Origin of the sequence: Bacillus cereus group sp. BfR-BA-01523, from assembly GCF_022662615.1 — a bacterium.
GTDB classification, from domain to species: domain Bacteria; phylum Bacillota; class Bacilli; order Bacillales; family Bacillaceae_G; genus Bacillus_A; species Bacillus_A mycoides.
Genome location: NZ_JAKUDX010000006.1, coordinates 191,774 through 207,984, shown reverse-complemented (window position 1 = coordinate 207,984; position 16,211 = coordinate 191,774). Strand labels below are relative to the sequence as shown.

Here is a 16,211-nt window from a genome sequence, read left to right as displayed (position 1 = left end):
GGAATATAATTATAGAAAATCAATCATTTCAAAGACATTCAACTCTTTCAAACCACTTTTAGAGCATTAACCTCTTTTGTTATTACTACAATTTAATCCATTTTTATTTTTTAATTTCTTTTACGAATGTTCGAAGTTTAATTAAATAACTCGATAAAATAGTTACTTGATTTTTGCAATCCTGATTCACACTGGCACGGACGAGGAGCCGTAAGGATGAAAGAGAGGTAGGGCTTTCATTGTTTTAGGTATATAAGTTATTATTTTTAGAAGAATACTGAACCACTCCCACTTCTATTGTTAAGAGATTTTCCATATGTGAGGAGATAATAATTGTTTATTTTCTTTATTTAAAAGAGATAAACGAATTGTTAGCCTTATATGGTCAACTAAAAAAGGTTTCCTACTTAGGAAACCTTTTTAATTTTTGTTTTTATCATTCTGTTTGTTTAATATTCGAATCTTTAATGGTAAAGACGTATAAATTGACGTTACTATCTAAAAGTAAGTATGATGCGATTATAGTTAGATTTTTTTAGGGGGAAGAAAAATGACAAGTTCAAATAATAAAGCGGCAAGTATTTATGAAGGAACAAATATAAACGCTTGGGGGTCTTTTGAAAATATTGAAGAAACGAAGTTATTTCATCCGATTCAAATTGGATCTTGGTCTCTTCGTAATCGCATAGCGATGGCACCGATGACGAGATGTTTTGCAAATAATGAGACTGGAGTCGTTGGTGCTGACGTAGTCGAATATTACCGAAAACGTGCTGCTGATGGGATTGGATTAATTATTACAGAAGGAATTGTCATTAGCCCGAGAGCAAAAGGGAATCCAGGAGTACCAGGTATTTATACACAAGCGCAAGTCGATTCTTGGAAACCTGTTACAGAGGCAGTACATAAAGAAGGCGGAACGATTATTGCTCAAATATGGCATGTTGGACGTATGAGTCATCACGAAATAATTGGTGATCAAATGCCGCAAGCACCTTCTGCTATTGCTGCGGAGGGGAATGTTCCGCGTTTTCGTAAACCATTTGATACACCAGAAGCAATGACAATAGAAGAAATAAAAGAAGTTATCGGTCAATATGCACAAGCCGCAAAGAATGCGATAGAAGCTGGATTTGATGGTGTAGAAATTCACGGTGCACACGGATATTTAATTGACCAATTTACTTATAAATTTGCGAATAAGCGTACTGATAAATACGGCGGTGACTTAAAACAAAGGTTAACGTTTATGAAAGAAGTTGTTCAGGCTGTAATTGAAGCAGTTGGAGCTGATAAAACGCTTCTTCGCTTCTCTGCCTTTAAAGGTGATAATCCTACTTATATGTGGGAACACCCTGAACTTGCAATTGAAACGTTTGTAAATATGTTTAAAGAAGTTGGATTAACGATGATTCACCCTTCAACGATGAATTATACGCAAGTTATTGCTGACGGCAAGAATTTTCATCAATTAGTAAGAAAGTATTGGGATAGTACTATCGTAGGAGTAGGTAATTTGAATCCGAAAGAGGCAGAAGAAGCACTGCAAGAAGGAACAATTGATGTAGCGGCGTTCGGAAGACCATTAATCGCTAATCCAGATTTTGTTCAGCGAATTAAAAATGCTGAAAGTTTGGTTGAATATGACGCGAAAGAGCATCTTGCTACGTTAGTGTGAATAAGGATAAAAAGAGAACACATGGAGTGTTCTCTTTTTATTATGGAATTTCATATATAGGGGGAAGCGGAATGAGTGAAGCGCTACTCATTATTATTAGTATATTGCTCTTTTTGATGCTACTTTTAATTGTCTTTTTTATCATTACATTTTTTATTAAAAAACGGACGCATCATTCTATATTAAAACTGCATCCATACTTAGGTAGAATGCGCTATTTGCTCGAAAAAATAGGCCCGGAATTTCGGCAATATTGGTTTGATCATGATACTGACGGAAAGCCCTTTTCGCGCTACGATTTTCAAAGTGTTATGTTTCTAGCAAAATACCGTTCTGAAATACTTGGTTTTGGATCAAAACGAGATTTTGAGGAATCTGGCTATTATATTGCTAATACATTATTCCCCACATTAACAGATGAATTAAGTGTGAATCTCACGCAAGAACGTGAGGGGAAAAAATATATGATTCATAAAGAAGGGTTATTTTCAAGAAGAGAAAAATTGACAGCGGATACAACAAACCTTTGGTTGTATGAAGAAGAAGATGCAATTATAGTCGGCGAAAATCGTAAATATCCATGGAAACTGTATGGGATGTTTGGAGCGTCAGCGACATCTTACGGTGCGATTGGAGAAAATTATATTTTATCAGCTGGGTTTGGTGCAAAAATGGCAGGTGGTTCGTGGATTAATACTGGGGAAGGGGGCGTCATTCCAGAACATTTACATACGGGTGCAAATATCGTTGCCCAAATTGGTCCGGGATTATTTGGATACCGTGACGAGGACGGGAATTTTTCGATGAAGGAATTTATGGAGAAGGCGAAAGAAAGTAATATTAAAGCGTTTGAATTGAAATTTGGGCAAGGAGCAAAAATACGTGGTGGTCATTTAGAAGGACAGAAGGTAAATGAGAAAATCGCTTCCGTTCGGAAAGTACGAGAAGGAGAAACGATTAATTCGCCAAATCGTTTTTCATTTATTAGTAGTGCCGCAGAGGCTTTATATTTTATTCAAGATTTACAAGAAAACGGTGGTAAACCAGTGGGCATGAAAATTGTAATTGGTCAACAGAAGCCTTTGGAAGATTTATTAAAAGCAATGAAAGAATTAAACATCTATCCAGATTTTATTACAATCGACGGTTCAGAAGGTGGATCAGGGGCAACATATAAATCGATGGCAGATAGTATGGGGCTTCCGCTTATACCGGCATTACTTACATTTATTGATACAGCAAATCATTACGGTGTCAGGGATAAATTAAAGGTGTTTGCCTCCGGAAAATTAATCACGCCAGATAAAGTGGCGATTGCTTTAGCTATCGGTGCAGATGCCGTAAATTCAGCACGCGGATTTATGATGGCAAGCGGTTGTATTATGGCACTTCAATGTAATTCAGGGCAATGCCCATCTGGGGTTGCAACCACGAATCCACACTACCAAAAAGCATTAGATCCGTATGAGAAAAAATGGCGAGTAATGAACTATGTTATTAGTATGAGATATAGTTTGTTTTCATTAGCGGCAGCAGCAGGGGTAAAGAGCCCGCGCCACTTAACGAGAGAGCATATTGTGTTTAAAGATGAGATGGGGAAAGTAGTTCCACTTTCGGAATTGTTTCCTTCCGTAATTGGGAAGTAAATATGTAGCTGAACAAAAAAAATCAAAAAAGTCATACATTTGTATGGCTTTTTTGGTTATGGGAAAAGTAGAAATTTATTACATGAATGTTCCCGCTTTTCGGTTGCTCTTTTTCAAACAAATTGTTTGATGGAGATGAGTTGTCAGAATATTGTTTTTGATGAAAAAATGAAATGATATCCGCATTGACAATAAAAACTAATTAGACTATAATAAATCTCGAATTCAAGATATTTTTTGAAGGATAGTCAAAATCATAAAATCAATATTTAAAATATAATCATAAGAACTGTAGTTTTTTTGTAAAATATCTCGAATTCAAGATATTTTTTGAACTAAATGAAATGTGTTAGTTTTTTAGAGAAATACCTCAATTTTGAAAAAGATAGTATTGCGGATTGAACTTTATCATATGGACAAAATGAATAATGAATTTTAGCGAATAAACGTTTTTTGTAATGAAATAAAAAAAGGGGTGGAGAAAGTGGAAAAGAAAACAATGGGAATTCATCACATTACAGCAATCGTAGGACACCCACAAGAAAATGTAGATTTTTATGCAGGTGTATTAGGATTGCGTTTAGTAAAACAAACAGTGAATTTTGATGATCCAGGTACGTATCATCTTTATTTTGGTAATACAGGAGGAAAGCCTGGAACAATTATTACGTTTTTTCCATGGGCAGGTGCTCGTCGAGGTATTATTGGGGACGGTCAAGTAGGCATTACGTCTTATGTCGTACCAAAAGGTACAATGGAGTTTTGGGAAAATAGATTAGAAAAATTCGACGTACCGTATACAAAAATGACTCGGTTTGGAGAACAGTATATAGAATTTGATGATCCACATGGTTTGCATATAGAATTAGTTGAAAGAGAAGAGGGCGAATTAAATAATTGGACTTTTGGGGAAGTTACGCCAGAAGTAGCAATTAAAGGATTTGGCGGTGCTGTTCTTTTATCTGCACAACCTCAAAAAACTGCTGAATTGTTAGAGCATGTTATGGGTCTTGAGAAAGTAGGAGAAGAGGGAGAGTTTATGCGGTTCCGTTCTTCTGCTGATATTGGAAATATTATCGATTTGAGATTATCAACAATTGGACGTGGGCAAATGGGTGTTGGTACAGTTCATCATATTGCTTGGAGAGCGAGTGATGATGCTGATCAATTAGACTGGAAAGAGCATGTTTCTCGCTTTGGATATGGTGTAACCCCTGTACAAGACCGAAACTATTTTAACGCAATTTATTTTAGAGAACACGGCGAAATCTTATTTGAAATTGCAACAGACCCTCCTGGTTTTGCCCATGACGAATCTTTAGAGACGATGGGTGAGGAGTTAAAATTACCGGATCAATATGAACAACATAGAAAACAAATTGAACAGACACTCTTACCATTTGAAGTGAGAAATCTAGATTAAAGTGATTGAAAGGGGAAAAGGAATATGATGAAACATGTTTTTCAAAAAGGAAAAGATACGTCAAAACCAGTATTGTTATTGCTTCATGGTACAGGAGGAAATGAATTAGATTTATTACCGCTTGCAGAAAGAATTGATCGGGAAGCTTCTGTATTAAGTGTTCGTGGAAATGTATTAGAAAATGGGATGCCTCGTTTCTTCCGCCGATTAGCAGAAGGTATTTTTGATGAAGAGGATCTTGTTTTCCGTACGAAGGAATTAAATGAATTTTTAAATGAAGCAGCAAAAACATATGAATTTGATAGAGATAATATCGTAGCTGTTGGGTATTCAAATGGAGCAAATATTGCGGCGAGCTTATTATTCCATTACGAAAATGCATTAAAAGGTGCAGTCCTTCATCACCCAATGGTGCCTAGAAGAGGAATAGAGTTACCTAATTTAGCAGAGAAATTCGTATTTATCGCTGCTGGAACAAATGATCCAATTTGTTCACCTTCTGAGTCAGAGGAATTGAAGATGCTATTAGAAAATGTAGATGTTAATGTAACAATGCATTGGGAAAATAGAGGACATCAATTAACGATGAATGAAGTAGAGAAGGCAACAGAATGGTATGAAAAAATATTTTCACATGCATAAATAGTAGACTAAATCGAGTGTAAAATCATAAAGATTTTATACTCGATTTTTTTGTTGCAATTTAAGGGGTTAAAAGAGAATAGGAAAGTTATGTTAAAATATAAAGAAAATGTAGAATAATGGAGGGGAACTATTAGATGTCAAACTACGAAAATGAAGAAATGCTAACGGGAGGGAATGTCTCAAACGTATATCGTTCGGAAGATACTGTTCGACGAGAATTAAAGCAAGGCAGTACCAAAATTCATAAGCTATTAAATCATTTGGAAAACAAAGGTTTTAGTTATGCACCAAAGTTTTTAGGTATTGATGATAAAGATAGAGAGATATTATCATTTATTGAAGGAGAAGCTGGTAATTACCCTTTAAAAGAGTACATGTGGTCTAATGATGTTTTAAAAGAAATAGCGAAGATGCTCCGTCTTTATCATGATGCTGTGAGTGATTTCCCGTTATCAGATGATTGGAAACCGATGGATAATACTCCAAATACAATAGAGGTTGTATGCCACAATGATTTTGCAATATACAACATTATTTTTAATAACGAAAAACCAGTAGGTATTATTGATTTTGATGTTGCTGGTCCTGGACCCAGACTTTGGGACATAGCCTATACTCTTTACACTTGTGTCCCATTAAGTAGAGTTTATTATAAGGAAACAGGTGCGGCGGTTTATTATAATTCATTACAGCATGCAGACCGCATAAAACAAAGAGTTAAATTGTTTTTTGAGTCCTATAAAAGTGATGGCATCGCCGAGGATTATTTGGAGATGGTACTTCTACGATTAGAAGGATTATGTAAATACATGAAAAGAAAAGCACTAGAAGGCGATATGAACTTCCAAAAGATGATAGATGAAGGGCATCTTGAACATTATGAAAATGATATTCAGTTTATTCGTAAACATGGAAAAGAGTGGATTTAATAAAATAAATCGTATACAAAAATAAAGCTCAGAGTCATATAGGGACTTTGAGCTTTTTAACGTATTAGTGTAGATGTTTTCCACAATAACTCGACTACTTATAACAGATGTCTTTTACTATATTAATGTAGCATAGTTAAGAGTTTGTTACAGGCTGAGCTGTAGCAATCGGTAATTGGATATCGACAGTTGTTCCTATGTTTAATTCACTGGAAATGAATAATTTTCCGTGATGCTCTTGAATGATTTTATAGCACATCATTAAGCCGAGGCCAGTTCCTTTTTCTTTCAAGCTATAAAAAGGTTCGCCAAGACGAGCCATGCGCTCTTCAGGAATCCCACACCCTTCATCCATAATGCGTATTGAAACAAAATCATTTTCTAACGAAGTTGTTTGAATGAATATGTTACCACCATCAGGCATCGCCTCGATTGCATTTTTTAATATGTTAATCAAAACTTGTTTTAATTGATTACTATCACATTGAATGTCAGAAATATAATCGAAATGATCCATGATGATATGAACGCTATGCATAATTGCTGTTGGTAAAATAAAAGTTACAACTTCTTCAATTAATGTTTGTACGTTGCATGTATGAATAGATAACACTTGTGGTTTAGACATCGCCATAAATTGGCTTGTTATAGATTCCATTTGTGAAATTTCACTCAACATAACGTCCACATACCATTTATTTTCCTCATTTATTTCTGGATGTAATAACGTTAAAAATCCTTTTAATGAAGTGAGCGGATTTCTAATTTCATGGGCAATTCCAGCTGTCAGTTGTCCTACTACTGCAAGTTTTTCGGATTTCCGTAATAACTTTTCAGTTTCTTTTAGTTCGGTAACGTCTCTTCCCATCACTATAAGACCTTTGCGTGAGCCATCAGGATGGAAGAGTGGGACTTTTGAAATGCTTAAAACTAGGTCGAAATCATTTCTATGTATAATAAATTCCTCTCCGTGAAGAATTTGTCCTTTTTGCCATGTTAGTTCATCGACTTCTTCACAATGCAAAAAAGATTCGCGGTATGCTTCGTTATATTGAATGAGTTCATTATCTCTTTTTCCATGATAAGGAACGTTATGGAAATTGAAACAAGAAAGCGCATAGTCATTCGCTTCAAGCCAGCGTCCTTCATGATCCTTAAAAATAACAAATGCAGGCATTGAATTCATTAATGTGCGTAATCGTTTCTCACTATCTTGTAATACTTTCTCAATTCTTTCTGATTTTTCAAGGGGTTTCATAATGGCGTATACACCTGTTAAACGGTTTTTAACAAAAATAGGAACTAATTTTGTTACGACATCTAGTAAATATCCGTCTTTATGATAAATAGAGACGATATATTCTTTTTGATTGTCAGCTGCAGCATTTTTTATGTATTGTAGCACTTGATCAGAAATATGTGCCTCTAAAATAGAAGTGATTGTTTTTCGCTCTAATTCGTTAGAAGTATAACCTAATATTCTTTCCGCAGAGGGGTTAATATGTAAAATAACTCCTTCTAAATTCAATGAAATAATACTATCGGGGTTATGTTCAAAAAGGGATGCATACATTTCTGCTAAAGAACGATTTTGTATATGGTTTCGCAAGCGCTCCGATACGTTTGGGTGACGCTTTTTTTGAGTAGATGAATGTTTTTTACGACTCATAATATTTCCTCCGTACAACTAGCATCTAAAAAAGATGAATCTAGTACTAACTATAATATAGGTGCAATGTGTATTTCTATAAAAAATGGAAATTATATAATAAATTTTCTTTTTTATTTTTAGTGGAAGGTAAAAAAGGGTAGTAATAAGAGAATCTTATATTGCTTTATTAATATTTTCTAAGTTACATGAATGTATTTTCGTTATAACATTAGAATAGAAGAGGGGGAAGGAATATGAAAAATTATATTCAAGGAATTGATCATGTACAAGTAGCGGCGCCAGTAGGATGTGAAGAAGAAGCGCGAGAATTTTATGGTAATAAAATTGGTATGGAGGAAATCCCAAAGCCAGAGGAATTAAAGAAGCGTGGTGGGTGTTGGTTTAAGTGTGGAAATCAAGAGATTCATATCGGAGTTGAGCAAAATTTTAATCCAGCTAAAAAAGCGCATCCAGCTTTTTATGTTTTGAAAATTAATGAATTTAAACAAAGGTTAATAAAGCAAGGTATTGAAGTAATAGATGATCATGCGCGACCAGATGTAATCAGATTTTACGTGTCAGATCCGTTTGGCAATCGAATTGAATTTATGGAAAATAAAAACTAGGTGAAGGTCCACCTAGTTTTTTACACTTTTCTAAACAATCCTAATACTTCAACAGTCTCCGTAATATTAACGAATGCATGAGGATCAATTTCCGAAATCGTTAGTTTCATACTTGCTAATTCTTCACGTGAAACGACTGTCATAAGTACACGTTTTTTTTCGTTTGAATAAGCACCTTCACCATCAAGTAACGTAATTCCACGTACTACAGTTGAAAGAAGCTTTTTTTTCATTTCTTCTGCTTGATTTGTTACAATCATAAGTGTAACTTTACGATGTTTCGTATGAACGGCATCAATTACTTTACCAGTTACATAAATTGAAAGTAAGCTTGTAAGGGCAACATCCCAAGTGAAGAAAAATCCTGCAATGATAACAACAACAGTATTTAATGCAATAAGGAATCCACCAAGTTTAATATCTCGCTTACGAGATAACAACATACCGATAATATCAAATCCACCAGTTGAACCATGGCAGTTAAAGACAAGACCAATACCAGCTCCGGCGATGACACCGCCAAATACAGATGATAAAAGTGGATCTGTTGCTACGACTTTTACTGGAACATAGTATAATGCAACAGATAATACAATTACAGAAACAACCGTGTTAAAAATTACTTTTTTTCCAAGACCTATGTATCCTAAAATAAGGATAGGTAAGTTCAATACAAAGTTAATAATACCTGTGTTTACAGGGGTTACAATCCCTAAAATAATAGCAATTCCGCCAATTCCACTACTTAAAATTTTATGGGGGATAAGGAAAAGATTAAAGGCAATTGCGATAATAATAGAACCAAAAATAACACCAAGAAATCTGACCATCTATTTCCCGTCCTTCACTAAATAATCATATTATTTCAAGATTATATATGAAATTGAAAGTTTTTGGGGAAAACAGTTTATTTTGGAAAATTAGATTAATCTAAATAGTTCGAGTGTTTGATAAATTGGGAGGGGATACAGATATGAAGATAACGACGTATCAACAGAAGAGTCTTTTAAAACAAGAGTGTGAGGATTCATTTTTTTGTAATGAAGATAAAATAATTTACGGTGTATGCGATGGAGCAACACCGTTAGTTCCATTTTGTGATGAAGAAGGACATAATGGAGCATACATCGCTTCACATTTATTTGCAAGTCATTTTACTTCGCTACGAGAGATCAATAGTTTACAAGATGAAGTTGCAAAGGCGAATGAATTATTGCAAAGCAAGATGCTAGAGTACAAGGTTGATACGAGAAAAAAAGACCATCTGTGGTGTACATGTATTGCAGCAGTTCAAATAGAAGGCGATAAACTTGAATATGCACAATTAGGTGATTGTATGATCGTTGCAATACTTCAGGATGGAGCGATAAGAGTATTAACGAAAGATACAGTTAAGGGAATTAGTAAACGCGCAAAAAAGAAGAGAGAAGAGGATCGTAAAAAAGGATTACCAGTCCCGGAAGAACAGGTTTTTCAAGATGTTCGGGAGCAGTTGAAATACAACCGCTATCTTGCGAATGTGCCAAACGGTTACGCAGTTGCAAATGGGATGAAAGAAGCAATGACTTATTTACAACATGGGGAATTACATGTAGCTGATGTAAGTGGGATCTTTATTTGTTCGGACGGATTGTTCCATCCGGAGTGGTCGTTAGAACAAATTGTGATATATATAAGAAAGAATAGTATAAAAGAATATGTAGCAATCATTGAAAGGCTAGAAGGAGAAAATAGAATAAGACCAGATGATAAAACAATTATTATAATTGATTTTTAAGGAGAGGAAGTTCAAATGGAAATTAAATGTGTAAATTTAACATTTCAAGATGAATTAGTTCCTTTAGAGAAAGTAAATAAACTGATTGTCCACCATACGTCAGAAGATGGATGGGATGTGTATAAAACTCACGAATTTCATCAAAAGGTAAGAGGATGGAGCGGGATTGGTTACAATTATTTTATTGAAGAAGATGGAACTGTAGTCGAAGGGCGAGGTTTACATATTGGAGCACATGCGAAAGATAATAATAGTGACACAATTGGAATATGTATGACGGGAAATTTTGATAAATATGATCCAACTACTGCACAAATGAATTCATTATATTCTTTATGTAAAATGTTTGTGAAGCAGTTTGCCATAGAGAAAGGAAATATACTCGGCCATAGGGAGTTAGAAGGGGTTACAAAAACTTGTCCAGGAAATCGATTTTCTATGGTAGAGTTAAGAAAAGTATTATCTTAAATATAGAGGAGTAACGAATGATGATGAACATAAAAATAACGAATGATAAAAAAGAAGAGCTTGTAGCACAAATTCAGCAATTTTTCGTTGAAGAAGATTTAGATGAAATTGGACGTTTCCAAGCAGAACGTTTAATAGAAGAAATGATAAAGTTAGTAGGACCATTTGCATACAATCAAGCAATTGGAGATGCAAGAAAACTTGTAAGTGAGAAATTAACAAATATTGAAGAAGATTTGTATGTGTTAGAGAAGAATGAAGGGAAATAAAAAAAGACTAGAAATTCTAGTCTTTTTTTATTTGATTAGCAGAAAAAACATGGAGAAAACACGGAAAGGACATTGGAAGTACATCTTTTATTTTTAGAATATTCTTAGTTTTAAAATATTTTAGAAAGGAAGATTGTAATGAGATTAACTCCAAGAGAAATTGATAAACTGCTGGTAGTTGTTGCGGCTGATTTAGCTTATCGACGAAAGGAGAGAGGGCTTAAGTTAAACTATCCAGAAAGTATCGCTATTATTACGTATGAAATTTTGGAAGGAGCAAGAGATGGTAAAAATGTAGCGGAATTAATGGAGCTTGGAAAAAATATTTTAAGTGCTGAAGATGTTATGGATGGGATTGCAGACATGATATCAGATATTCAAGTTGAGGCAACTTTTCCTGATGGAACAAAATTAGTAACTATTCATCAACCAATTCATTAAAGGAAGTGAATGTTATGATTCCAGGGCAATATATCCTTGCGAAAGAAGACATAGTATGTAATGAAAATAAAAAAGCAACGAAAGTTAAGGTGTTAAATCAGGGAGATAGACCGATTCAAATTGGGTCTCATTACCACTTTTATGAAGTGAATGAGGCGTTAAAATTCAATCGTAGTGTAGCAATTGGACAACATTTAAATATTCCAGCGGGTACAGCGGTAAGATTCGAGCCTGGGGATGAAAAAACGATTGAATTAGTTCCGTACTCAGGGAAGCAAGAAGTATATGGATTTAAAAATAAAGTGGATGGCGATATTGAATCTTATAAAAAAAGAGGGAGATAGCATGAGTTTTAAGATGTCACGTAAACAATATGCTGATTTATATGGTCCAACTACAGGAGATTCTATTCGTTTAGCGGATACACAATTATTCGCACATATTGATCAAAATTACACCGTATATGGTGATGAAGCTGTCTTTGGTGGAGGAAAATCAATTAGGGATGGTATGGGACAAAATTCGCAACTTACAAGGGAACAGGGTGTTGTGGATGTTGTTATTACGAATGCAATTATTATTGATTATACAGGAGTATATAAAGCGGATATTGGTATAAAAGATGGAAAGATTTCAGCAATTGGTAAGAGTGGTAATCCTTCAGTTATGGATAATATTGATATCATCATTGGAACATCAACGGAAGTAATTTCTGGCGAGCGAAAAATCGTTACAGCTGGAGGTATTGATACACACGTGCATTTCATATCCCCACAACAAATTGATACAGCATTAGCTTCAGGTATAACAACTTTAATTGGTGGAGGAACAGGACCGGCAGAGGGTACTAAGGCAACTACAATAACGCCTGGATCTTGGAATTTAAGAAAAATGCTAGAGGCAGCAGAAGCTTTTCCTATAAATCTTGGGTTTTTAGGGAAAGGAAATAGTTCAAGTTTACCTGCCCTGGAAGAACAAATATTTGCAGGAGCTATTGGATTAAAAATTCATGAAGATTGGGGAGCGACTTCTTCAGCAATTAATCACTCGTTACAGATTGCTGATAAATATGATATTCAAGTTGCTATTCATACTGATACGTTAAATGAATGTGGTTTTGTGGAAGAAACGATAAAGGCTATTGATAATCGTGTTATTCATACGTACCACACTGAAGGGGCTGGTGGTGGGCATGCACCAGATATTATAAAGATTGCTGCACTGAATAATATTTTACCTTCTTCAACGAACCCGACCTTGCCATATACAGTGAATACGTTGGATGAACATTTAGATATGCTCATGGTATGTCATCATTTAAAAGCAAATATTCCAGAAGATGTAATGTTTGCGGATTCAAGGATTCGAAAAGAAACAATTGCGGCAGAGGATATTTTGCAAGATTTAGGGGTTTTCAGCATGATTAGCTCTGACTCGCAGGCGATGGGGAGGGTTGGAGAGGTTATTATTCGCAATTGGCAAACCGCCGATAAAATGAAAAAGCAGATTGGTAGTTTAGAGGGAGATAAAGAGTATAACGATAATAATAGAATTCAACGCTATATAGCTAAGTATACAATTAATCCAGCTATTACACACGGGATTTCAGAATATGTCGGCTCTATTGAAGTTGGGAAATATGCAGACCTTGTAATATGGGATCCACAATTTTTCGGTGTTAAGCCAGATATGGTTTTGAAAAACGGGATGGTAGTGATGGCATTAATGGGAGACGAGAATGCTTCGATCCCCACACCACAACCATATTATGAAAAAAAGATGTTTGGTGCATATGGAAAAGCGGTACAGTCAAGTTCGATTACATTTGTATCTAAAGTAGCTTATGAGAATAATATTAAAGAAAAATTAGGTTTAAATAAAGTTGTATTACCTGTTAGAAATACGAGAGAGATTTCTAAGCAAGATATGAAGCTGAATAATGCAACACCAGAAATTGAAGTAGATCCGCAGACATATGAAGTTAAAGTTGATGGACAAGTTATTACGTGTGAAGCAGTAGATGTATTACCTATGGCTCAAAGATATTTTTTATTTTGATATAACGGAGGAGATAAAATGATTATTGAAAAAATTAATAACAACGTATGCAATATGAATTATTTTGCAAATACAAAAAAGCATCTTGATAGAATATTGATTTCTAGTGAGCTTTTACTAAAGAGGGTTCAGAAATTATATTCAGAATCTGGTTTTGAAATTGGGGTGTCTTTAGATAATGGAGAAACATTAAAGAACGGTGATATTTTATATGAAGATGAACATCGTATTGTATATATTGAAGTGTTACCAGAAGAGGTAATTGTAATTACTCCAACGTCAATAAAAGAAATGGGAATTATTGCGCATAACTTAGGAAATAGACATTTGCCAGCACAATTCGATGAAGGGTGTATGATTTTGGCGAACGACTACTTAGTAGAAGATTTACTCAAAAAGGAAGGTGTTCCTTATCAAAAAGAAAATAGAGTATTACCCAAACCGTTCAAGCATGCTTCACACAAACACATTTAACCTACTTAACCTACTCCAAATTAGTGATTCGAACTTCCCAACAGGAAGTTTTAGTCACTCTTTTGGATTAGAAACATTTATTCAAGAGGGACAAGTTACAAATAAAGGAGAATTTTTCAAATGGATTAATCGATATGTAAAAGTGCAATTAACACACACGGACGGCTTAATTTGCAAATATACTTACGAAGCCACTAAGAATAATGATGGAAAACAAATTACATTTTTAGATGATTTAATAACAGCACAAACATTGCCTTTTGAATGTAGAAGAGCAAATAGAATGATTAGTAAAAGTACTTCTAAACTATTGTGTGAACTGTTCTCATTTGCAAATTTAAATATATACAAAGAAGATGTTATGGGTAATAAATTACAAGGTCATCCGAGTATCGTATACGGAATATTAGGGGCGGAATTGAAAATGACAGTAGAAGAAACGCTCTTAGTTTTCTTATATTCAAGTGTTGGAAGCATAATTCAAAATGGTGTGAGAGCCATTCCTCTTGGACAAACAGATGGTCAAAAACTATTACAAGAATGCCATGAATTGATCTGTGAATCTATTGATAGAATTCAAATACTTTCATTAGATAATTTTGGATTGAATGATCCTGAATTCGAAATAAATCAAATGCAACATGAAGATGTAAATGTAAGAGTCTTCATGTCATAGGGAGGAAAAATAAAATGATAAAACCTATTAAAATTGGTATTGGTGGCCCCGTAGGTGCTGGGAAAACAATGTTAGTTGAAAAGTTAACAAAATATTTAAATACAGATTATGAAATTGCAGCAATTACAAACGATATTTATACGAAAGAAGATGCAAAGATTTTATTGAAAACGGGTGTTTTACCAGAAGATAGAATTATTGGTGTAGAGACAGGAGGGTGTCCACATACAGCAATTCGAGAGGATGCTTCTATGAATTTTGAAGCAATTGAAGAGCTCATGATTAGACATAGTAATTTAGATATTATTTTTATTGAAAGTGGGGGTGATAATTTAGCTGCCACATTTAGTCCAGAGCTAGTGGATTTTTCAATTTATATTATTGATGTAGCACAAGGAGAAAAGATTCCTCGTAAAGGTGGACAAGGAATGATCAAATCTGATGTATTTGTGATTAATAAAACGGATTTGGCACCTTATGTAGGGGCTGATCTTGGAGTTATGGAGCAGGATACGAAAAATTACCGACATAATAAACCATATTTTTTTACAAATTTGAAGGATGAGGAAGGCTTACAGGGGTTAATAAATTGGATGCGACAAAACATCATGTTAGAAGGATTGAAGAAATGAAAGCCCCTACAGGTGTCTTAAACATTGATGTGATGGAAAAGAGACATAAAACGGTACCTATTAAGGTTTATCATAAAGATGCCTTAAAAGTAACGCAGCCAATATATTTGGATGATTATGGTAGAGCATATTACTATATCATGAATTCTGGTGGAGGTTATTTAAAAGGAGACTTCTATTCTATAAATATAAATGTTCATGAAGATGCGAAAACATATATAACAAGCCAATCAGCAACGAAAGTTTACAAGACTCCAAATAGTTATGCTTTGCAAGAATTGAATGTTTATATTGGTGAAAATGCTGTTATGGAGTATTTACCAGATCCGTTGATTATGTACAAGGATGCAGCATATAAGCAAAAAGTAAATATATATATGCAAAATAATTCTACATTGATTTTATGCGATTCAGTTACGCCTGGTTGGTCTCCAAATATGGAGAAGTTCACATACCAGTATTTTGATTCGCTAACAAAAGTATATATGGAAAACAAACTTGTAGTTTACGATCATCTATTGTTAAACCCTTTCAAAGAGTCGTTAGATCAAATGGGAATATTAAATCAATATTCCCATTATGGTACTTTCATGGTTATTAATGAGAACATTACAAATGATTTAATTGCAGCATTGAAAACTTCGCTTTCTAACACTAACAATATGAAGATTGGAATATCTTCTATGCCATGTAAAGGTTTTGTCATACGCATACTTAGTCATAATACAGAGGATATGGAGTCTATATTTTTTCAGTGTCATCGTTTTGTTAGAGAGAATTGTCTGCATGAAGAATTAACATCCTATCGAAAATATTAA

General features: G+C 34.4%; 18 protein-coding genes. 16 read left to right on the top strand and 2 right to left on the bottom strand.

Annotated features, from left to right (window positions below):
* Positions 1 to 550 precede the first annotated feature (550 nt).
* From MR066_RS17790 to MR066_RS17770, 5 genes are all read left to right on the top strand, one after another.
* A complete protein-coding gene (locus tag MR066_RS17790; RefSeq protein WP_242248009.1) occupies positions 551 to 1,678 on the top strand; it encodes an alkene reductase in 1,128 nt (375 codons plus the stop codon).
* Positions 1,679 to 1,749: 71 nt separating this feature from the next.
* Complete coding sequence (locus MR066_RS17785; RefSeq protein WP_002128539.1) at positions 1,750 to 3,324, top strand: FMN-binding glutamate synthase family protein; 1,575 nt, start codon at positions 1,750 to 1,752, stop codon at positions 3,322 to 3,324.
* Positions 3,325 to 3,808: 484 nt separating this feature from the next.
* Entirely contained in the window at positions 3,809 to 4,747 is a 939-nt protein-coding gene (locus tag MR066_RS17780) for a ring-cleaving dioxygenase (RefSeq protein WP_242248008.1), read from the top strand.
* Between the two features lie 27 nt (positions 4,748 to 4,774).
* Complete coding sequence (locus MR066_RS17775; RefSeq protein WP_002142733.1) at positions 4,775 to 5,389, top strand: alpha/beta hydrolase; 615 nt, start codon at positions 4,775 to 4,777, stop codon at positions 5,387 to 5,389.
* A gap of 137 nt (positions 5,390 to 5,526) precedes the next feature.
* Complete coding sequence (locus tag MR066_RS17770; RefSeq protein ID WP_063219749.1) at positions 5,527 to 6,321, top strand: phosphotransferase; 795 nt, start codon at positions 5,527 to 5,529, stop codon at positions 6,319 to 6,321.
* Positions 6,322 to 6,457: 136 nt separating this feature from the next.
* On the opposite strand, the gene MR066_RS17765 is transcribed toward MR066_RS17770, so the two are convergent.
* The gene (locus MR066_RS17765) at positions 6,458 to 7,990 is read right to left on the bottom strand and encodes a BA3702 family sensor histidine kinase (protein WP_242248007.1); all 1,533 of its coding nucleotides are present in this window, start codon (positions 7,988 to 7,990) and stop codon (positions 6,458 to 6,460) included.
* Positions 7,991 to 8,226: 236 nt separating this feature from the next.
* Between MR066_RS17765 and MR066_RS17760 the strand changes: the two genes are divergently transcribed.
* On the top strand, positions 8,227 to 8,598 hold the full coding sequence (locus MR066_RS17760) for a VOC family protein (protein WP_002033526.1): 372 nt from the start codon (positions 8,227 to 8,229) through the stop codon (positions 8,596 to 8,598).
* A gap of 20 nt (positions 8,599 to 8,618) precedes the next feature.
* Here MR066_RS17760 and MR066_RS17755 read toward each other — a convergent pair whose 3' ends face one another.
* A complete protein-coding gene (locus MR066_RS17755; RefSeq protein WP_016130078.1) occupies positions 8,619 to 9,428 on the bottom strand; it encodes a YitT family protein in 810 nt (269 codons plus the stop codon).
* Positions 9,429 to 9,571: 143 nt separating this feature from the next.
* Between MR066_RS17755 and MR066_RS17750 the strand changes: the two genes are divergently transcribed.
* The 10 genes from MR066_RS17750 (at position 9,572) to MR066_RS17705 (ending at position 16,211) form a co-directional block, all read left to right on the top strand.
* Positions 9,572 to 10,375, top strand: a complete 804-nt coding sequence (locus MR066_RS17750) for a protein phosphatase 2C domain-containing protein (RefSeq protein WP_242248006.1) — start codon at positions 9,572 to 9,574, stop codon at positions 10,373 to 10,375.
* A 15-nt stretch (positions 10,376 to 10,390) separates the two neighbouring features.
* Positions 10,391 to 10,843 (top strand): peptidoglycan recognition protein family protein, encoded by a 453-nt coding sequence (locus MR066_RS17745; RefSeq protein ID WP_242248004.1) that lies wholly within the window; start codon positions 10,391 to 10,393, stop codon positions 10,841 to 10,843.
* Positions 10,844 to 10,860: 17 nt separating this feature from the next.
* Complete coding sequence (locus tag MR066_RS17740) at positions 10,861 to 11,112, top strand: DUF2164 domain-containing protein (RefSeq protein WP_002033529.1); 252 nt, start codon at positions 10,861 to 10,863, stop codon at positions 11,110 to 11,112.
* 138 nt (positions 11,113 to 11,250) lie between these two features.
* Positions 11,251 to 11,553 carry an urease subunit gamma gene (locus MR066_RS17735; RefSeq protein ID WP_001241327.1) on the top strand — a complete coding sequence of 101 codons (303 nt, stop codon included), beginning with the start codon at positions 11,251 to 11,253 and terminating at the stop codon, positions 11,551 to 11,553.
* A gap of 14 nt (positions 11,554 to 11,567) precedes the next feature.
* Positions 11,568 to 11,897 (top strand): urease subunit beta, encoded by a 330-nt coding sequence (locus tag MR066_RS17730; RefSeq protein ID WP_242248002.1) that lies wholly within the window; start codon positions 11,568 to 11,570, stop codon positions 11,895 to 11,897.
* Position 11,898: 1 nt separating this feature from the next.
* Complete coding sequence (gene ureC / locus MR066_RS17725; RefSeq protein ID WP_219303310.1) at positions 11,899 to 13,611, top strand: urease subunit alpha; 1,713 nt, start codon at positions 11,899 to 11,901, stop codon at positions 13,609 to 13,611.
* Positions 13,612 to 13,629: 18 nt separating this feature from the next.
* Positions 13,630 to 14,085 (top strand): urease accessory protein UreE, encoded by a 456-nt coding sequence (locus MR066_RS17720; RefSeq protein WP_242247999.1) that lies wholly within the window; start codon positions 13,630 to 13,632, stop codon positions 14,083 to 14,085.
* Positions 14,063 to 14,761 carry an urease accessory protein UreF gene (locus tag MR066_RS17715; RefSeq protein ID WP_242248041.1) on the top strand — a complete coding sequence of 233 codons (699 nt, stop codon included), beginning with the start codon at positions 14,063 to 14,065 and terminating at the stop codon, positions 14,759 to 14,761. Before MR066_RS17720 ends, MR066_RS17715 begins: the two co-directional genes overlap by 23 nt.
* Before the next feature lie 14 nt (positions 14,762 to 14,775).
* Positions 14,776 to 15,393 (top strand): urease accessory protein UreG, encoded by a 618-nt coding sequence (ureG, locus tag MR066_RS17710; protein ID WP_000594929.1) that lies wholly within the window; start codon positions 14,776 to 14,778, stop codon positions 15,391 to 15,393.
* Complete coding sequence (locus MR066_RS17705) at positions 15,390 to 16,211, top strand: urease accessory protein UreD (protein WP_002165271.1); 822 nt, start codon at positions 15,390 to 15,392, stop codon at positions 16,209 to 16,211. The genes ureG and MR066_RS17705 overlap by 4 nt, the downstream gene beginning before the upstream one ends.

Excerpts from the sequence above, each read along its gene's own strand:
- MR066_RS17790 (WP_242248009.1), top strand. The coding sequence starts at position 551 with ATGACAAGTTCAAATAATAAAGCGGCAAGTATTTATGAAGGAACAAAT.
- MR066_RS17785 (WP_002128539.1), top strand. The coding sequence starts at position 1,750 with ATGAGTGAAGCGCTACTCATTATTATTAGTATATTGCTCTTTTTGATG.
- MR066_RS17775 (WP_002142733.1), top strand. The coding sequence starts at position 4,775 with ATGAAACATGTTTTTCAAAAAGGAAAAGATACGTCAAAACCAGTATTG.
- MR066_RS17770 (WP_063219749.1), top strand. The coding sequence starts at position 5,527 with ATGTCAAACTACGAAAATGAAGAAATGCTAACGGGAGGGAATGTCTCA.
- MR066_RS17765 (WP_242248007.1), bottom strand. The coding sequence starts at position 7,990 with ATGAGTCGTAAAAAACATTCATCTACTCAAAAAAAGCGTCACCCAAAC.
- MR066_RS17760 (WP_002033526.1), top strand. The coding sequence starts at position 8,227 with ATGAAAAATTATATTCAAGGAATTGATCATGTACAAGTAGCGGCGCCA.
- MR066_RS17755 (WP_016130078.1), bottom strand. The coding sequence starts at position 9,428 with ATGGTCAGATTTCTTGGTGTTATTTTTGGTTCTATTATTATCGCAATT.
- MR066_RS17750 (WP_242248006.1), top strand. The coding sequence starts at position 9,572 with ATGAAGATAACGACGTATCAACAGAAGAGTCTTTTAAAACAAGAGTGT.
- MR066_RS17745 (WP_242248004.1), top strand. The coding sequence starts at position 10,391 with ATGGAAATTAAATGTGTAAATTTAACATTTCAAGATGAATTAGTTCCT.
- MR066_RS17740 (WP_002033529.1), top strand. The coding sequence starts at position 10,861 with ATGATGATGAACATAAAAATAACGAATGATAAAAAAGAAGAGCTTGTA.
- MR066_RS17735 (WP_001241327.1), top strand. The coding sequence starts at position 11,251 with ATGAGATTAACTCCAAGAGAAATTGATAAACTGCTGGTAGTTGTTGCG.
- MR066_RS17730 (WP_242248002.1), top strand. The coding sequence starts at position 11,568 with ATGATTCCAGGGCAATATATCCTTGCGAAAGAAGACATAGTATGTAAT.
- ureC (WP_219303310.1), top strand. The coding sequence starts at position 11,899 with ATGAGTTTTAAGATGTCACGTAAACAATATGCTGATTTATATGGTCCA.
- MR066_RS17720 (WP_242247999.1), top strand. The coding sequence starts at position 13,630 with ATGATTATTGAAAAAATTAATAACAACGTATGCAATATGAATTATTTT.
- MR066_RS17715 (WP_242248041.1), top strand. The coding sequence starts at position 14,063 with ATGCTTCACACAAACACATTTAACCTACTTAACCTACTCCAAATTAGT.
- ureG (WP_000594929.1), top strand. The coding sequence starts at position 14,776 with ATGATAAAACCTATTAAAATTGGTATTGGTGGCCCCGTAGGTGCTGGG.
- MR066_RS17705 (WP_002165271.1), top strand. The coding sequence starts at position 15,390 with ATGAAAGCCCCTACAGGTGTCTTAAACATTGATGTGATGGAAAAGAGA.